Genomic DNA, 19099 nt, shown 5'->3' on the forward strand with positions numbered 1-19099 from the left:
AAATAAAGTTTGATTGGTTTGATTGGTTGGATAAGCATTGATAGATGCAAATAAAAGCCCTCTGGATAATTGCCGGGTCGTAAAAAAGCCGGTAATGTCCATTAAATGATTTTCGATAAATTTTTTGTTATGGCTGTAGTAGCCTTTGCGTTGGTTTTTTTGGCATTTCGTTAGAAGATTTTGATGAGGAAATCGAATCGTTATTATTTCAAGACGAACATGATCGTTTTTTTTACCACGGATTATTTATTTTTGTCCGGGTAATCTATGGTTACCCTTACATTACCGTCCACGTCCTGATCAGCCATGGATTTATTGGACCGGCACCGGCTGTCCAGTCAGTTTTATCACACCGGATATGACCTTATTTTCTTTCAAAGAAGATCTGTCAGGTAAAGTTCCCCCTGCAAAAAGGACAACTTCTCCCGGAAGGATCATCCGGCGATATGCATTGTCAATGATGGACATTTGCTCAGGCCGGACCGTGAACGCAATATTCTTACTTTCTCCTTTTTTTATCATTACCCGTTTAAAACCCACGAGCGTTTGCAACGGGGTGATAGTCGAACTGTCCCGGTGCGAAAGATAAAGTTCAGCGACTTCCCCGGCATCCCGGTTACCTGTATTGGTAATGGTTACGGTAACCTGTAAGGAGTCCCCGCAGGATAATAGTTGAGGCATGCGCAGGTTTGAATACCGGAAGCTGCTAAAGCTGAGTCCATAGCCAAATGGATATAACGGTTCCCCGGTAAAATACCGATAGGTACGCCCTTTCATCGCATAATTTTTAAACGGAGGAAGGTCATCGACCGATTTGTAAAAGGTCATCGGCAACCGGCCGGCCGGATTGCTGTCTCCGAATAAGGTATTGACCAATGCCGTTCCACCAGCTTCACCCGGATAGAATGCCTGTATGATCCCATCCATCGATTGATCTTCCCAGTTCAAGGCGACCGCACTGCCGCTAAAATTTATATAGACGATCTTCCGGCCAGTCTTTTTTAGCTTCATCAGCAGCGACTCCTGCACCGCAGGCAGATTGATATGCGTTCTGTCGCCATGTGAGAAACCGTCGATCTCCAGGGGCATTTCTTCTCCTTCCAACTGGGACGAGATACCGCCGCAAAAAATGACCACATCGCCTTTTGCCGCTACGTCGAGCGCCTCTTTTTCATAGTTTCGCGACGTGTCCACCCATAAAAGTTGGGCAGCAGGCTCGATGGTATTTCCCCACCAGAATGGTTCAACAACCAGCGACGCTTCGATCTCATAACGTTTGCCCGCCTCCAACGCCATATAGTTTTTCACAGGCTGATGGTTTATTTGCAACAGAACATTTCCGCTGAAAGTATAAACGCCTGTAACTGCAGGCACCAGCAATCCCGTCCATCTAACGGAAAAACTGTCTTCCCATTTTGCATTCACGGGGGATCGTACCCAATGAAAGTCAACGGCGGTATCGGTTCGAACCAACGCCGGAACCCCCTCAAAACGGGTATTGCCGAAATAGGAGCCTGTTAACCCTCCTTTTAATCTACCCTGTTCCAGATGAAAAAGCTGCTTTCCGGAGATGATGGCTGCATTCGTATACACACCCTTTACGATAGCGCATCCGGCCGAATAAAATACATTTGCCGAACCCAGCCGTTGCTGTAACGCCTTTAGCGGTGTAACCGGATTTACAGGTAACCCGTTGTAATTTCCAAGTAAGATCAGCCCATTATCCGCATTCGGCCCGATGATCGAAATTTTATGCACATTCTGTAAGGGCAGAACGCCATTATTTTTTAACAACACGATGGATTGGGTGGCGGCCTTTAGGGCTAATGCCTGATGTTCCTTGCTTCCTACCGTCGAAAGAGGGATCTTATTATAAACGACCTGCTCTTCCGGGTCGAACATTCCTAATAAGAACCGAGCCCGTAAAAGCCTTTTAAGCGAAAGATTTATGTCCGCTTCGTTAATAATGCCGACACTAACCGCAGAATCTATGTTTTCAGGAATAAATGCCTTACTTTCTTCACAATTTACGTCGGTCCCGGCTGACAAGGACCAACCCCAGGCTTTGGCGGGCGTGTTAACCACATGGTGGGCTTTGGCCTCATAAAAATCGGAAATGGCGCCGCAATCGGAAACTACATAACCTGTGAAACCAAAACGGTCCCGAAGGATATGGCTCAATAAAAGATTCGAACCGCAGCAGGGCTGATCCCGGAAACGATTGTAGGCGCACATGACGGATTGAACATGCCCCTCTATAACGGCGCTTTTGAATGCCGGCAGATACGTTTCATATAGATCACGGTCATCGACGAATACATCGTCCTGGTGACGTGAGAACTCAGGGCCGCTATGTACGGCATAATGTTTGGCAGTCGCGATGGTCTTCAAATACCTGGGGTCGTCGCCCTGAAGACCACGAATGAAGTTCACCGCCATCCGGCCTGTCAGGAACGGATCTTCGCCGTAAGTCTCCTGGCCACGTCCCCAACGGGGATCGCGGAAAATATTGATATTAGGGCTCCAAAAGGTCAGCCCTGTATAAATGCTATGTACACCGTTACGGATAAAGAAATTATGTTTTGCCCGCGCCTCGTCGGAAATGGCCATTGCCACTTCCAGCATAAGGTCCTCATTGAAGCTGGCCGATAGTCCGATGGCCTGCGGAAATACAGTGGCGGTTCCGGCGCGGGCAACCCCGTGCAGCCCTTCATTCCACCAATTGTATTCCGGTATACCTAACCTGTCGATGGCTGGTGAATGACTGAAAAGCTGGTTCAGTTTTTCGGAAAGCGTCAACCTGCCGACCAGGTCAGCGGCCCTTGTATCCACTGATAAAGAAGGATCCTGAAAAGGGTAGGAGGCTTGTTTTTGCCCAAAGCCACAGGCGGAGATCATTATAGATATTATACAGCAGGCTGTTTTTAATTTGAAGATCATGTGAACTCGTTTAAATATATTTTGTGATCGGTTTATTTTTTTACTTCCCATAAGACTGGCGTGTCATTGTTTCGTGCGATCAGCAGTGCCTTTCTGTTCCCGGTCAGGTGAATGAGCTGCATGTCCCGCACCTCTCCCTGCACATCCGGGACATTAATCAGCTCCGGCTGCAGTTTGCATCCGCCTTTGCCATCTCCGGGACATAAAGGGATTCCAAGCGCATCATACCTGCCTTCAAAAGGGGTTGCACCATATAGATTGCCGCCGGCAAGCCAATCGATCAGACCGTCCTGATCAAAATCTGCTGCCAGCAGGCTATAGATGGGCCCGTATTGCATGGCCCTGCACATAGGTAACGACGCGAACTTGCCACCGCCTTTATTTATAAACACTGTCGATGCCAGTGTATTCGCTTTCAACACAACAGCATGAGCCTCTAATCCAGGAAAGATCTCGTCGATGGTCTGACCTGCAAACGATGCATAGCCTGGATATTTCTTACGGATGGAAGGTATCTGCTTTTCGAGCTCTTCTTTACCCGCAAACGGGTAATACCGGCCATTTTTATTGCATACCACAAGCTGTTTGATCATTCCATTGTTGGAGAAGTCCGACAGATACATTAACAAAGGCTCAGTAGCGGATGCACAGAGCTTGCTGTTAAGTCCGCGATTACCCGCCAGTAGGTCCTCCCTGCCATTATGATCGGGATCCGCCAATGAAAGGCAGTTCCATAATCCATTGGTTCCGGCAAGGCAGGCATTTTCGGTCTCGTTGATAAGATGCCCGTGATGATTTCTAAAGACCGTCACTGGCATCCATTCCCCTACCAGTACCAGGTCTTTCCAGCCATCCTGGTCCGTGTCTGTCCAAACAGCCCCCGTAACCATGCCCGCTTTACGCAGACCCGGCGCAAGAGCATCCGTTGCCAGCGTAAATCTGCCATGACCGTCATTGAGGAGCAGATAACTGTCCGGGGACATGCCGTAGCTTCCAGCAACGACACGCCCACCTATAAAGAGGTCCAGGTCACCATCATGATCGATATCCGCCGCCGCGGCCACCGACTTGTTGCCATAAAAAAGGGGTAGCCCCGTAGACCGGGTGAAACCACCTTTGCCATCATTTATGTACAGACGGTCGAGGACCGAACTGTCTTCATAGGCGGTTTCGTTGCCCCCCGTGACCAGATAAAGATCCGGGTGGCCATCATTGTCCGCGTCAAAAAAAATCGCATCGACGTCCTCTCCGGAGCTGTCCTGGTCAATAGCCGGCTGAGGACTTTTTATAAACCTGCCGTCTTTGGTTTGCAGGTACAAAGCGCCTGGCTGCTTCTTTGCCCCGCAAATAAAAAAATCTTCGAGGCCGTCGCCGTTAACATCCGCTACGGCAATTTTAGGACCTTCTGTCGAAACAAGGTGGGGGATGAGCGGCTGCATGGCAAAATCGTTAAATACATCCTCCTTATGCCGGAATGCAGGCTGAAGAACCGATGAGATATCATTGAAATATTTTATCGGGATTTTTCCAGGCTCCGCCTTAAGTATGCTGGCATTCCGGTAATCCAATATCAATATTTTAGAACCATGAAGCCGTTGTATCTCCTGGTCTTTACCATCCGGCCAGGTTACGACCAGGCGGTCAACCATCGTATCGTTACCAATCCCAAAATGAAGATATTGCAGGGAGCTGCTCTCGAATCCGCGGGTACTCTCCAACTCGCACATCTGCATCTTATCTTTTTGCCAAATTTGCACACGTGCGCCAATCCCGAACGGATTGGACGGCGCACCAACCAAGCGTATGTCCAGCGAGTGATGGTCCGGAAATTTATTCGATTCGTTACGGTAAATGACAGCGGGCGAGTTGATATTATTAACGACGATATCGAGATCGCCGTCATTGTCCAGGTCTGCATAAGCAGCCCCGGTTGAAATGGTCGGAGCCGACATGCCCCATTCAAGGCTCTTATCGATATAACGCAGGCTGTTGGAGCCTTTAAAAATATAATTTGGGACTTTGCCTTCCGGCAATGCCCGGATTGCAGTCAGATCCAGCGACCGGTCAGCGGCACGATTGATACTGCCCGATTTAAATTTCAGATAATCCAGGTCATTCGGACGGCGTACAATGCCATTACTGATAAAAAGGTCTTTGATCCCATCGTTGTCAAAGTCCGCGGCGAGCGGCGACCAGCTCCAGTCTGTAGCTGCTATTCCGGCATACAGGCCTATCTCGCTGAAATGATAGCCAGCCCCGGTATTCAGCTGAAGGCAGTTGCGGCTGTTCTGATGGTTGTAGCCCAGGTCGTATTTTATAGTATAAATATCTGGCGCGTCGTCGCCGGCGGATGACTTTAGTGTCTTTTCATCTTCGGGCAGCATATCGAGCGTGATGATGTCCAGCCAGCCGTCATTATTGACATCGGCGATATCGCTGCCCATCGAGAAACGGCTTTCATGGCCAAATGCCTCCCGGTTGATCTCCGTAAATCCGCCGTGCCGGTTGTTCAGGTAATAGTAGTCGTTCTCATGAAAATCATTGCTGACATAGATGTCCGGCCAGCCATCATTATTCAGATCGCCGATCGCCACGCTGAGGCCATACCCGATAGCGCTGCTGTAAATGCCAGCCGATGCGGTTACCTCCCGGAAATGTCGGGTGGGCGCATCGCCCTGGCCGCCTGTACCTTTACCCTCCCGGACCACCGGTTCATTATGGAATAATTTGTCACCGCTGACCTCGGAATGCATATTCCTAACCGACGCATCCCGGAAATTATCCGACCCATGCACCGAGTGATTCACCAGAAACATATCTAAGAACCCATCGTGATCATAGTCAAAAAATACAGCCTGGGTATTAAACCCGGTTGCGTCGAGACCGTATTCGTGGCCCTCTTCTTTAAAATGACCATTTCCCTGGTTGATAAAAAGCTCATTTTTCCCTTTAAAAGAAAGATACCCACCGACCTCGCTGACATAGATATCGAGAAGGCCATCGTTGTTGACATCTGCCATCGTCACCCCTGTCTTCCAATTTCCCGTTCCACCGACATGCGCGGAAGCGGTAATGTCCTCAAAATGCATGTCACCCTTGTTGAGGAATAATTTATTTTCACCCTGATTCGAGACCAAATAGATGTCTGCCAGCCCGTCGTTATTTATGTCACCTATAGCTACGCCGCCTCCGTTATAATAGTAGAGATAATCGAAAAAGTTCAGACTATCCGTATCGTTGACGGTGTTTTGAAAAGACAGCCCGGACCGGTCAGGCAGAAGCGTCGTAAACAATGGTACCGGCTGTTGCTTGCACGCAACGGTAAACAAAAGGCTGCAAAAGAACAGCCATCGCCGATCAGAACCGGTATGTCGGAATTTAATATTCATATCTCAGCAATCTGACCTTTTCATTATTCATTGCAAGTACCAGGTAACTGTGTTTGCCGATGATGACAGAGCGGATCTGACGCACCGCTCCCCGTATATTGATCCCGCTACGCGATGCCGGTACCGGCGTAAAATTTCCCTTGCCATCCCCCACCAGTAAAAGACCGAAAGAAGCATCATAAATCCCTGCCTCCGGCTTACTTTCAAAAAAATTTCCTCCCAGCACCAGGTCCTTATTGCCGTCGCCGTTCACATCCAAAACCGATATGCCGTAAACCGGTGAGAACTGTGCAGGGCCCGGGAGCGCCCCGATCCGGAAGGTACCGTTACGTTGATTCATGAGAACACTGGATGCCATCCGGTAGGCATCGCACCGAACGGCCTCTTTCAACTGCCCGGGAGTAAAAATATCCGCCATCGTTTGCAGTTTATACGACTCATATCGCAAAAATCTCTTTTTAAGATAAGGCAGAACCGCAACCAGGTCATGTCGCAACGACATAGGATAGGCGGTGTCCCCGTTGTAGCAGGTGATCACCTGTTCGACGGTCCCGTTGTGATCAAAATCGGACGCATACATGCTAACCGGCTTTGTCGGACTGGCTTTAAATCTTGAATTAAGACCATGGTTGCCCGCGATGATGTCAGGATAGCCGTCATTGTCCAGATCGGCGATCTCGAGCCTGTTCCACCATCCATTGGAGGACGCCAATCCTGCATCGCCTGTCCGCTCGGTAAAATGCCCGCCATCGTTGTGAAAGATCCTGATCGGCATATATTCGCCCGTTACCACCAGGTCAATACGCCCGTCCATATCGTAATCCACCCATTTCGCGTCCGTTACCATTCCTGCGGTAAGCAACGCCGGACAAACGATGGCAGTTACATCGGTAAATTGTCCTTTCCCGTTATTATGCAAAATAGTGCTTTTACAGGGATAGCCATATGCATTCGGTTTGGAACGGATACCAACAAAGAGATCGGCAGCCCCGTCGCCATCGTAGTCGGCAGCCGCCACGCAGGAACTGCTCATGTAATTACCGGATGAATCCGGCAGACCCTGCGCCGACCGGGTGAAATTACCTTTGCCGTCATTAATATACAGCCTGTCGGCAAGCGCTTGGGACTTACCCGAGAACTCGCTGCTGCCGCTGCATATGAACAGGTCGTTATCTCCGTCGCCGTCCGCATCGAAAAACAGCGCATAGGTATCCTCACATTGTTTATCAGCGTCCCACACTTTCTGATTGCTCCGGTGAAACCGCCCCTTGTCGTCCTGTACATATAAAGCGCCTCCCTGGTCCCTGGCGCCACCGATATATATATCCATTCTGCCGTCATTATTGACGTCTCCTGTTGCCAGGGCCGGCCCCTGTGTCGACAGCATTTGGAACCTAAGAGGCTCCTCGTCAAAATCCGAATAGCCATTTTCCCGGTGTACAAAATCGAGACCTGTGCTGCTATCAGCGCTGAAAAAGGGCTTTGGGCCCCGTGCCGACTGAGGCGGTAGGAGAGGTGGCGAAGCGGTGTTTTGCTGGATAACCAATGTCGTGTCAATCCCCAGCCCTGCCAGCCTGCTTTGTTTGCCGTCATTCCACCTAACTATCACGGAATCGATCTTTTTCACTTTGCCAAGCCCGAAGTTCAGACAGTAATCGACACTCGACTGAAAGCCACGGACAGGCATCTCCTCCTGCATAAATGTACCTGAAGCGGTAAATACGGTAACCCGGGCGCCGACGCCAAAACGATTCTTGCCCTGTCCCAGCAGTCTTATTTTTATATAAGCGCGATCCGGGTAACGCAGGGTGGCATTATTGCGATACACCGAAGCGGGCATGTTAACATTGTTGACAACGAGATCAAGATCGCCGTCATTGTCGAGGTCTGCGTAGGCCGCTCCGTTCGAAAAGCCCGGCTTGCCTAAACCCCATTCCCCGGCGCGGTCGGTGAAGGTGAGATCCCCGTTATTCGCATAGGCGTAGTTGGAAATAGGCGTGGATGTCATCGCTTCTATCAGTCGGCGGCTACGGTCTTTACTATCCAGAATATTTTTCATTACCTCCCCGTTGGATATGTATTGAAGATAATCTCCGTTCGTCAGGTCTTTATAAATGCCGTTGGAGATAAAGATATCTTTCAGCCCATCATTGTCGAGATCGGCGATCAGCGCACCCCAGCTCCAGTCTGTAGCCTGCACCCCGGCATACCGGCCGATCTCACTGAATGTATTATCGCCATTGTTAAGCTGTAACGTATTCCGGGAGAACTGATGATAATAATCATAACGCAGGTTCAACTGATATTTGTTCCAGTTCTCGAAGGTCGTATTTGTTTTTAGCCGGTCTTCTTTTTCCGGAAGCATTTCCGGAACAAAGATATCCAGATGGCCGTCATTATTTATATCGGCCATGTCGCTACCCATGGAAGAATAGCTGATGCTGTGCATTTGCTCTTCCAGTGACTCCCTGAATGTACCGTTCTTTTGATTGATATACAGGTAATCCCGCTCGAAAAAATCATTACAAACATAGATATCCGGCCATCCGTCGTTATTGATATCCCCGACCGAAACGCCCAGGCCAAAAGCGATCCTTCCACCATAGATACCTGCTGCTGCGCTGACATCCGTAAAATGCCCATTGTCATTCCGGAAAAGCTTCTGCCCACCCGCGGAATCGCGAATGGCCCTTTCATTTTGCTGGAGATTAAAAGAGCCGATCAGTTTAAAGGAGTTGTTGAGCAGGAACATATCCAGGTCGCCGTCATGATCATAGTCAAAAAAGGCGGCCTGGGTCGATTTGCCTCCCTTGTCGGCCAACCCATATGACAAAGCCTCTTCACTGAAGGTCAGGTCACCTTTGTTTATATACAATTCATTTTGTTTATTATCGCCCTGGACATCCGCGCTGTTGCAGACGTAGATGTCCAGCAACCCGTCCCCGTTGACGTCAGCCATCGTAACGCCTGTAGACCACTTGCCTTTTTTTAATATGCCTGCCGGCACAGTTATATCCCTGAATGTAAAATTCCCGAGGTTAAGATATAGCCTGTTGGGACCGGTATTCGAGATAAAAAAGATGTCCGGCAGCCCGTCATTATTGATGTCACCAATGGCTACTCCTCCGCCATTGTAGAAATTCCGGTACGTGAAAACATTGAACTGCTCATTATAGGTGACTGTATTTTGAAAATTGATATGGCTGGAGTCCGGCGGTACCAGATCAAAAAGCTTTTTCTGGCCGGCCGGATCATTAAAATGGGAGGGGCCCGGTCTGCATTGAAAAAAAACCAGGCAGTAACAAAAGAGAGCAAAGGCTTTACAGGGATGGCACATCGGTACGGCTGTTTTCTTTTTGAAGAAGGTCGGTATAATCCACTTCGACATCTTTATCGTTTACCCGGTAGATCGTTATTTGCCGGTTGCCGTCCACCTTTACCAATTCATTCCCCCCTTCTTTCCTTTTCATCACCATAAAATGATCGGGTCCGTACCACCTGCTGAATACGTTGATAATATCCTTCAGCAGGCTGTCCGCCCCCAAATGCCTGTTCCATGGAGAATATGCATTGTAGCTGAGCCCAGCCCGGAGCGCCGTGATCCGGGCATCATGAAACTCCGGGTAGAACCTCCAGGTCACGGTTGACCTGAAGGTTGTATCGGATTGGTATAAAACGGAGTGATTGTTATTCGCATTCGTAAACAGTTTCCTGGCATGCATCTTCTGACAATAATAAAAAAAATCCGGCTTTGCCATCCCAAAGGTCAGATCGAGGAGCAGCTTTTCATGGCGTTCCGCACCGGCCAGCTGTTCCCGGACAAGCGCCTGGTAACGCTCCTGCGCATCGAGCGGCCGACAGGATACGCAGGCATTAATAAGGGAAAGACAAACAACAAGATATTTCATATATTTTTTAACTAAATTGTCCGGACTTCGTATTAATACCCGGGGTTTTGCTTCAAATTTGGATTCGCATTCAGCTGCACCACCGGGATTGGAAATATATTTACATGGTTATCCGGATCGGCGGTATTATAGGTCCTGGCCAGGTTGAAGGTGCCGAATCTTATCATGTCCTGTCTTTTTACCGATTCAAAGGCCATTTCCCGGGACCTTTCCTGCAGGAACCTGGTCGCATCGAGCGTGGCGAAAGGCGTAAGCCCTGCGCCACCATGGGTTAACCTGATGTTGTTGACCGCAGCTATAACAGCAGGATCGTTCCAGCTGCTTTGACGGGCTATGCATTCCGCCTTCATCAGCAGGATATCCGCATACCGGAAAATTGCCATGTCATTATCGAGCGCGTCACGCATACCCTGATAGAACTGCCATTTGCTAATCCTTGCTCCCGCCTGTGCCCAACAGTCCGGCTTTAGCATATTTATATAAGGAGTAAAGGTTAGAGGTGGGCCGTCCGGATCCGTAGGCTCAGCCGCGCCATCCATCAGCCGGGTCGTACCGTCCGATGCATATTGCGGACCGACCAGGAAATTGGTCAGCCGGTTATCTTTCGTACCCATAGTCGGAGTGCCCAGCGGATCGAGACCCACTACGGTTCCCTGCGTTCCGGGGTTGATCGCAGCATCCATATAGGTTTGATAAAATTCCTGTTGTGCGGCAAAGCCATTCCAGGCGCCCCCGATCATATTGTAGGTTTGAACGCTCAGGCCATGCAGCGTATTGGCATTCAATCCGAATTGAGGCGCTTTGACACCGTCATAAGGAATCGCCCAGATAAATTCAGAAACACCGGTATTGTCCCGCTTGAAGTTGTCGAGGTAACTTGGCGTCAATGCATAAACGCCGGAATTGATGATCGTATCACAGGCAGCGCTGGCTTTTTGCCATTGAGGCGTTCCGGTATAGACCCCGGCATTCAGATAGAGCTTGGCAAGGACTGCCCAGGCCGTATAGTAATTTACGCGGCCATAGAGAGGACCGTCGCCAGGACCGCTTTTCGGAAGTTGACCGGCGTTGTCCAGTAATTCCTTCTCGATAAAATTATAAACGCTCTGTCTCGTCGCATTGGCAGGAGGCTGGGTATTCGTAAAATCCGTCACGATCGGAACATTACCGTAAAGGTCCATCAGCCAATAATAATAAACCGCTCTCAGCACCTTTAATTCGGAAATATAGCTCCCTGCCGCGGGCGCCGAGCTTTGCGACAGTGCCAGTAGGGTCTTATTACAAGTCGCCACCCCTCCGAATGCCCAGGTCCATGCGTCATTGATCTCTCCGTCCGTGGGGTTCGAGACAATGCTATAGGTATGATCCGCAAAGCGAACCCATTTCCCACCGTCTTCCCAGCTGGTGCCCCGTTGCGGCACGACCATTTCGTCGGACGTACATTCATTGAGGATGAAATAGTAATTCGAATACTGGTAGATCGGGGCGTAAGCGCCTCCTACCGCGGCAGCCAGCTCCGCGTCGGTCTTATAAAAATTATCCGTAGTCACCTGATCATAGAGCAGGCTTTTCTCATTTAGCTTGGTACAAGAAAATGATAGCAGCATCATTCCCGGAACTAAATATTTTAATGGAATATTATATTTCATACAAATTCTTTTGTTTCATTGGTTACTTAAAATCCGATGTTCAGGCCGAGTGTGAAAGAACGCGTAAATACCCATGTCTCCCGACGGTCGACACCTGGCGCAAGGATGTTGGTTGTCCCATCGTCCCTGACATCGGTATAGCGTACTTCCGGATCGACGCCGGTGTATTTTGTGATCGTAAACAGATTCTGCGCCGACACATAAACACGAAGGCTCCTTACGGTAGACGGTTTAGCCGAGCCCGTCTTCACGGGGAAAGTATAGCCAAAGGTGGCATTGTCCAGCTTTATAAAGGAGGCCTTTTCCACAAAAAGGCTGCTGTAGGTTGGACCGTCCTTCAATTTAGGGTTGTAGTATTTGGTGGTTACAATATTGTAGCCATGTAAATTGGGGTTTTCATAGAATGCGCGGTATGTATTAACCAGGCTATGCCCGATCGATCCACGCAGGAAGAAATTAAGATCGAAATTCCTGTACCGGAATGTATTGGTCCATCCGAACTCGAACTTGGGCAACCCGCTGCCTATTACGCCTGGTTTTGCGCTGTCGCTTCCAACGCTATTTCCCTTGCCGTCGTCAAAAAGATATTTTCCATTCTGATCGGTACCCCGGTATTTTAAGCCCCACAAGATCCCGATCGGTTGCCCGGCCACTGCACGTGTCAGCTCCAATCCGCTAAAGCCAGGAGATCCAAGGCTGCTGGCGCCGACATAGGAGTTCTTCAGTGATTCATCCAGCTTTGACAGTACGATATGATAAGAAGAGTAATTGACGGCTGTAGTCCAGGTAAGCCTACTGTGCGCCAATACATCATAATTCAGGCTGAGCTCAAACCCGTGATTTGTAATCTCGCCTATATTTTTCCAGGTAGTTGGATTCAGGTTAGGAGGTGACGGCACCGTCAGATCAAAGATCAGGTCGGAGGTCTTGCGGTTGAAATAATCGAAGGTCCCCTTTAACCGGGATCGGAAAAGGCTAAAGTCTAGCCCTGCATCGATCTCTTTTTTGGTTTCCCATTTCAGGTCAGGGTTAGGATTGACATAGGTCGCATAGGTCTGCAAATAGTTGCCGCCGCCGGCATAATAACTGCCGCCCTGGTTGGTGATCCTTTCCAGGGAAAGGTATGGACCGGGCGGCAAGGCACCTGTCACCCCATAGCTGGCGCGTACCTTCAAATTGTTGATCGTAGTCGCATTCAGGAACCGGCTGACGTCCACACCGGCGCTGACCGCTGGGAAATATCCCCATTGATGGTTGGAACCAAACTCGGAAGAACCTTCGCGGCGAAGGCTGGCCTGCAAAAATGCCAGGTTATCGTAGTTGATCCCGGCTCGACCGAAAAAGGCTACTAACCTGCTGGCGTTCTTGTAACTGGTGGCCTTGGCGAGTCCATTCTGAAGATCCAGTGCAGAGGTGATATTTTCGGCTGATGCATCGGTCAAAAAATTGCCGGCGGAAATGCCGTATCCCTGGTTGAGGAAGTCCTGGTAGGAGTAACCGCCAAGCAGGTTGACTTCCCATTTGTTTATAGTATGATGATAGGTAGCTATACTTTCAAAAAGTTGGTTAAACGCCTCGTCGTCGCTCTTCCCGGCGAGCCCGTGTCGTTGAAATCCGCCATATTGAGCGTTTTTAGGAGAATAGGTATGAGCATACATGCTGGTTGTCTGCTGCGAATAGTGAAGTTGCAGCTTCAGTCCGGAAATGATCTCATACTCACCCGAACCGTTTATGTTCCATCTTTTTATCTGCGCCTCATTGCTGTTTTGTTTAAGTATAGCCACAGGATTATAATAGTCCAGGATACCCGGGTCTTCAAAATATCCGCCGCCGCTGATATTATGCTGGGGATCTGTGGTCGTCAATGGCGCGGTCGGATTAAAGATGGTCGCCCACTTGAATGCAGCCGTATTACCCAGCTGAGCATCTTTTTTAGTCGTGGTTATGCTGAGGTTCAGGACGAGTTTATCCTGTAATGCTTTTTGGACCAGGTTGAAACGGCCGTTTAATTGCTGGTTTCCATTTTCGATAGCCACTCCTTCATTATTTCGGTAATTCACCGATGCATTGTAGGTGGTGCCTTTGAAGCCATTGCTAAGCGTAATGTTATGTGCATGCGAGAGACCCGTCCGGCTGATAGCCTTTTCCCAGTCCGTGTTGGCACCATAGTCCGTTCCGGTGCCCAATGCCTTGAACTGTGCTGCATCCATATGTTTTGTGAACCTGGCAGCAGATTCGATGGTCCCGGAGCCATTGTAGCTTATACGGGGACCGCCGGAAGCGCCCGATTTGGTATTGATAATGATCACGCCCGCCGAACCTCTCGTTCCATAGATAGCTGCGGCAGAACCGTCTTTGAGGACATCGATACTTTTTATATCATTTGGATCGATGGCATTCAGGTCTGCGCCGATCTGATCATCGATAACGATCAATGGCTGGGCGTTACTTCCCAACGTGGAAAGCCCGCGCAGACGTAAGACGAATTCACCGTTTGGATCACTGCCCGGACGGGAAATCGATAGTCCGGCCACCTTGCCCTGCAGCAGTTGGGCTACGTTGCTGATATTACCCTTATTAAAGTCTTCCGCGGCGACATGTGTGATCGCGCTGGTGATCTCTCTTTTCTTCTGGGTGCCATATCCTACTACCAGCACTTCATTCAGGTCTTTTACGTTTTCTTCCAGCACAATTTTCAGATCAATTCCTTTGAAGGGGACCCGTTGGGTAACATAGCCTACCGAGGAAATAATTAACACCACATTGGGGGTTTCGACCTCAAGGAAAAAGGAGCCGGCGGCATTTGTCACTGTTTTCAAGGGGCTGCCTTCCACCGCGACGGTTACCGCTTCCAGCAGCTGGCCTTTGGTATTCAGCACCGTTCCCAGGATGGGTAGGGCGGTAGCATGCTGTGCGTTTCCGATGATGATAATCAGGTCCTCATCCTTACGAAAGGTGTAACCTGTCTTCTCCAGGATCATTTGAAGGATCCGGGTCACGGCCATTTCCTTTACCTGCAGAGATACCAATATTCTGGAAGAGAAGAAATTGTCGGCATAGACAAATTTGAGGTCGGTGTTATGCTCGATGGTTTGCAGGACCTTGCTGATCGGGGCGTCCTTAAAATTAAGCGTTAATCGGGGCTCCTGGCTGTACCCTCTGGCAGTAACCTGGAGGCAACTTGTGAGGATGAGCGCAAAAATCAATTTCATAAGCAACAGGAATTTGAGATTTTGCCTGGACAGACATAGCCGCCAGAGCAATCGTTTTTTTTGCATACCTTTAGTTAGTTTTTAAATTGAAAAATGAGACAGGAATTTGACCTCCTGTTTCGAACGTCAACCGGGGGATGTGCCAACATCTTCCCGGTTTTTTATCAAAAAAAACTGTCATCTATTTATTGATGACAATTTGATTGCCATTGGTCAGCGAATAGGAAAAAGGTTTTGAAAATGCGAGCGCATCCAACACCTGCCGGATGGTTTTCTTTCTGAAAACACCGGTGTAACGATATGCCATTATTTCTGTGTTTTTAAATTCGATCGAAACATTGTACCATCTTTCCAACTGACGAACGATATCACTTAGTTTCTCCTGATTAAATGCCAGGCTGTTATCCAGCCAGGAAACTTCGTTGATCGCGGTGTCTGCAGGCAGATGCGTTAATGCGGCTACTTTATAGATCGGAGAAGGAGATAAGTTTGTTCCCGGAGCGGCCTGTTTGACCGAACTGTCGGAGCTGTTATCTTGCTGATAAATTATTTTTTCTTTTGGATGAAGGATGACCTTATGATTACCCCTGGCAGTTAGCGTAACCTCCACTGATCCGCTGATCAGGGACGTTTCAGACTGCGGATCATTGTCATAAGCCCTGACATTGAAGACAGTGCCCAGCACTTTTACATCCATGCAGGATGTATGAATGACAAACGGGTGATTTTTATCATGGGTAACATCGAAGAAAGCCTCTCCGTGAAGGACCACATTTCGGTCCGACCGACCAAAATCGGCAGATATCGTAAGGGTGCTCCCTGCATTGAGCGTTACCTGGGTGCCATCGGACAACTGAAAGGATTTTCTTTCTCCCCGCTTACTTTCCTGGGACAACAGATTGTTGGACGCCAACAAGGCAGGCCGAGCCGATGGTCTGCGCCCAATCCCTAACCAAATCCCTCCTGCAATGGCCGCTGCCGCTGCCGTTCCCAAAAGCCAGCGTTTGAGCAGTGAATAGGAAGGAAGGAGGGTTATCTGCCCGGCATCATCCTGTTCATGGATGACCTCGTCAAAAGACGTCACGAATTCAGCACGTTCCTGTTCGAATATTTCGTCCGTTATGTTACCATTAAGTATAAAATACATACCTCGGGCGCGGTCCATTTCACTAACCTGCCCTGGATGTACAGCTGCCCATTGTTCCCAATATTTCACCGTTTGCTCATCGCTCCGGAGGCAATATTGTATAAAACTTTCGTCAGCCAGGAAATCCTCCGCATTCTTGTAATTACTGTCCAAGGGGTCGTATTTATATAACATGACGAACTGAAAACCGGTTTTTACCATGGAATCTGGCGGAAAAAATAAAAAATCCGGAAATAGACCTGAAAACGGACTGAAAAAATTACCTGGAAGGCGGACGCAGCTGCTGTTTTAAAAGAACCAACCCTTTTTGGATGATATTGTAAGCCGTGCGCTTGGTGATCCGGCACCGAAGTGCTATTTCATCATAGCTGAGATCTTCGTAATATTTTAATTGCAGCAGTTCCAGCTGGCGGGCCGTCAACGTAACGAATGCTTTCCGGATCTGCTCTTTCCTGTCATGGTCGAGCTGGCTGTTGATCAGGAGCTCTTCGTAAGGCAGCTCGGTGGCCGGCCAGTCACGGGTCATATCTTTATGCCGGGTGACCCTGACATTACGCGCTTTAAGTTGACTAACCAATTCATTGTGAAGGCTCGTTATCAGGTAGCCTCTTACATTTTCCACATTTGGAAGATCTTTGCGCTTTTCCCAAAGACGCAGCAGGATCTGGGTTATGCAATCCTTTACCAGCTCGCGGTCGCCGGTAAGCTTAACACCATAGTTGACCAGGCCAACATAGAAGGCATTATAGATTACAAGCAGTGCGTCCCGGTGGCCAGCTTTCAGCCGGGCCCAGTTGTTCTTATGATTGATAGGGTCTACAATAATAAAATGAAAAATACACTAAAAATTTCTGCGGGTATAATTTTTATTAAGTGTATCGACTTTTCTTTCTATGAATAAAGATTGTTTATTTTTTGGACACGATGCTGTCAATATAGGTGAACAGATGTTCGGATGCCTTGCCTTCATCCACCAGCTTGCGCCAGATATGGTAAATGGAAACATTCCAGCCCATATTTGGTTTCCAGGGTTCCCCCGTTGTCGTATTCAGACATTCGTAGGTAGTAGCCCCGATCCTGAAATCCAGGCCTACCCTCCAGGTAAGCTCTTCTTCGGCGCCTTTTATCCTATGGAGATAAGCATCGATCAGGAAAAGGTTATCATACAGAAAAAAAGATCCGCCTTTAAAATACTGGCCGTCAGGCATGATCCCATGGTTGGCCTGCGACGTATAACCGGGCACGTCGTACTGTTCGGTTTTCAAATAGCGGCCATCCGGCTGCGCGATAATCTTATACCCGTATGCCGTTTTCAAATGACCTACAACCGTTCGATAATGTTGTCTTATGACCTCGTCGCTCAGCAGGGGACGATTGAAATACAATATAGAAAGAAGGTCGGGAGCCACCGGGTCAGGACCTGTGATATCTTTTTTCTTCCTGCTGATAGGAAGGTAACCCCCTTTGGCATTGAATAGGTGTTTGTAATTATTTATAGCCACAGCAGGGTCTGTTTGGGTATGAAGCCCCATTTGTCTGGCGGCCTCGATAGCAAGGGCAAACAATCCCTGATTATAGGTGACAACATCGTCTTTGTCGAAAGCAATGATGTCTCCCCAGTATTGAAAATCCTGGCGTCCATCCTGTTCAGTATAGCTGTAAAAGTAGCCGCCCCGCGCCCTCTTCTCTACGGAATCGACATAGGCCTGGACTTGTGTCAGGTTGACCGGCATCTTTTCTTTTTGCGAACGATATGCCCATAAGATCGTCATCAAAGGATATTCCGCATAGGTATTGACCCGCGCCAGTTCGCTTTTCAGACATTCGCCCGCTTTATCCTGCGGCAGCATCATTGATATCCAGAATGCGTCCCGGCAATACTGCGAATTAGCATATTCCACGGAAGGCACCACCCAGTAGCTGCTTTTCCCGGTCTCATTGGTCCGGAGATTCATGTAGGCCGTGGTGAACGCCAAGGCTCCGAAGTAATCTTTATACCGGCCGCCTGAAAAATAGGATGCCGTTCGCAGCGTGGCGGCTTTTCGCAAATCCGTCAGCGTGCTACCCTGGGTGTAGAAAATGATGCCTTCGAAAACATGCTTTTTCCGATCGTTTACCGGGTGATAATACGCGAGAATCTTGCCGGGTGTCATGATCTGCGTTTTATCCTTATTGTAGGAGGCCGTGTCCGGAGCCATCATATCGGGACTCAATCCGGGTTTGGCTCCGTCGTCCCCCGAACGTAACGCCAGTACTTTTTTTCCGGGATAAAAGGCCTGGCTGGTATAGTTGTCATATAACGAAGGAGATCCGTTGATAGCAACGGTAAAGCCCTCGCCTGTCCGTATTGCTACCATCGGTAAGGCCTGCTTGGCAATCCTTTCGGTAATCCAGGCGTTTACATCGTGCGGACCCTGCCTGAAGATCTCCGCACTTTTTACCTCGCCATTGTAATTATACGGGATCTCATTGGCATAGTTATTTTCCAGCGCAAAAAAGATTGAGTCGCTCCCAAGCCCGGTGGCACTGGCTCGGAAGACGGTATAATCCGGGGTCGGATCAAGCGTGAATTCGATATGCAGCTGACCGATGTCTTGCTTGGCTGAGAATGGCCTGGAAAGGTCTTCCGGCAACCGGGTGATCAATACATCGCTTTTGCCAGGTCTTTTTACCATCAATGACCATGATCCGCCTACCCCCTGACCCTTTGAGCGACAAAATGAAAAGACCGTGCAGCAAAGCAGCACCACCAAAGAATAAAATATGACAAATAAAAGCAAACGGGTCAGGCGGACGACGGAAACGTTCATGGGCCGAAAGTCTAAATATAATATGACTTTTCTTTATATTATCT

General features: G+C 48.9%; 9 protein-coding genes. All 9 read right to left on the reverse strand.

Annotated features, from left to right (window positions below; translation table 11 throughout):
- Positions 1-312 precede the first annotated feature (312 nt).
- A complete protein-coding gene (locus tag ACX0G9_RS02210; RefSeq protein WP_459063210.1) occupies positions 313-2940 on the reverse strand; it encodes a glycoside hydrolase family 3 C-terminal domain-containing protein in 2628 nt (875 codons plus the stop codon).
- 32 nt (positions 2941-2972) lie between these two features.
- On the reverse strand, positions 2973-6233 hold the full coding sequence (locus ACX0G9_RS02215; protein ID WP_459063211.1) for a VCBS repeat-containing protein: 3261 nt from the start codon (positions 6231-6233) through the stop codon (positions 2973-2975).
- A gap of 85 nt (positions 6234-6318) precedes the next feature.
- Entirely contained in the window at positions 6319-9717 is a 3399-nt protein-coding gene (locus tag ACX0G9_RS02220) for a VCBS repeat-containing protein (RefSeq protein ID WP_459063212.1), read from the reverse strand.
- A complete protein-coding gene (locus tag ACX0G9_RS02225; protein WP_459063213.1) occupies positions 9650-10237 on the reverse strand; it encodes a hypothetical protein in 588 nt (195 codons plus the stop codon). The genes ACX0G9_RS02220 and ACX0G9_RS02225 overlap by 68 nt, the downstream gene beginning before the upstream one ends.
- 32 nt (positions 10238-10269) lie before the next feature.
- Positions 10270-11886, reverse strand: a complete 1617-nt coding sequence (locus tag ACX0G9_RS02230) for a RagB/SusD family nutrient uptake outer membrane protein (protein WP_459063214.1) — start codon at positions 11884-11886, stop codon at positions 10270-10272.
- A gap of 26 nt (positions 11887-11912) precedes the next feature.
- The gene (locus tag ACX0G9_RS02235; RefSeq protein WP_459063215.1) at positions 11913-15098 is read right to left on the reverse strand and encodes a SusC/RagA family TonB-linked outer membrane protein; all 3186 of its coding nucleotides are present in this window, start codon (positions 15096-15098) and stop codon (positions 11913-11915) included.
- A gap of 181 nt (positions 15099-15279) precedes the next feature.
- Entirely contained in the window at positions 15280-16398 is a 1119-nt protein-coding gene (locus ACX0G9_RS02240) for a FecR family protein (RefSeq protein ID WP_459063216.1), read from the reverse strand.
- Positions 16399-16504: 106 nt separating this feature from the next.
- Complete coding sequence (locus tag ACX0G9_RS02245; RefSeq protein WP_459063284.1) at positions 16505-17083, reverse strand: RNA polymerase sigma factor; 579 nt, start codon at positions 17081-17083, stop codon at positions 16505-16507.
- Positions 17084-17153: 70 nt separating this feature from the next.
- A complete protein-coding gene (locus tag ACX0G9_RS02250; RefSeq protein WP_459063217.1) occupies positions 17154-19055 on the reverse strand; it encodes a hypothetical protein in 1902 nt (633 codons plus the stop codon).
- Positions 19056-19099 lie beyond the last annotated feature (44 nt).

This window comes from Flavitalea flava, from assembly GCF_054461575.1.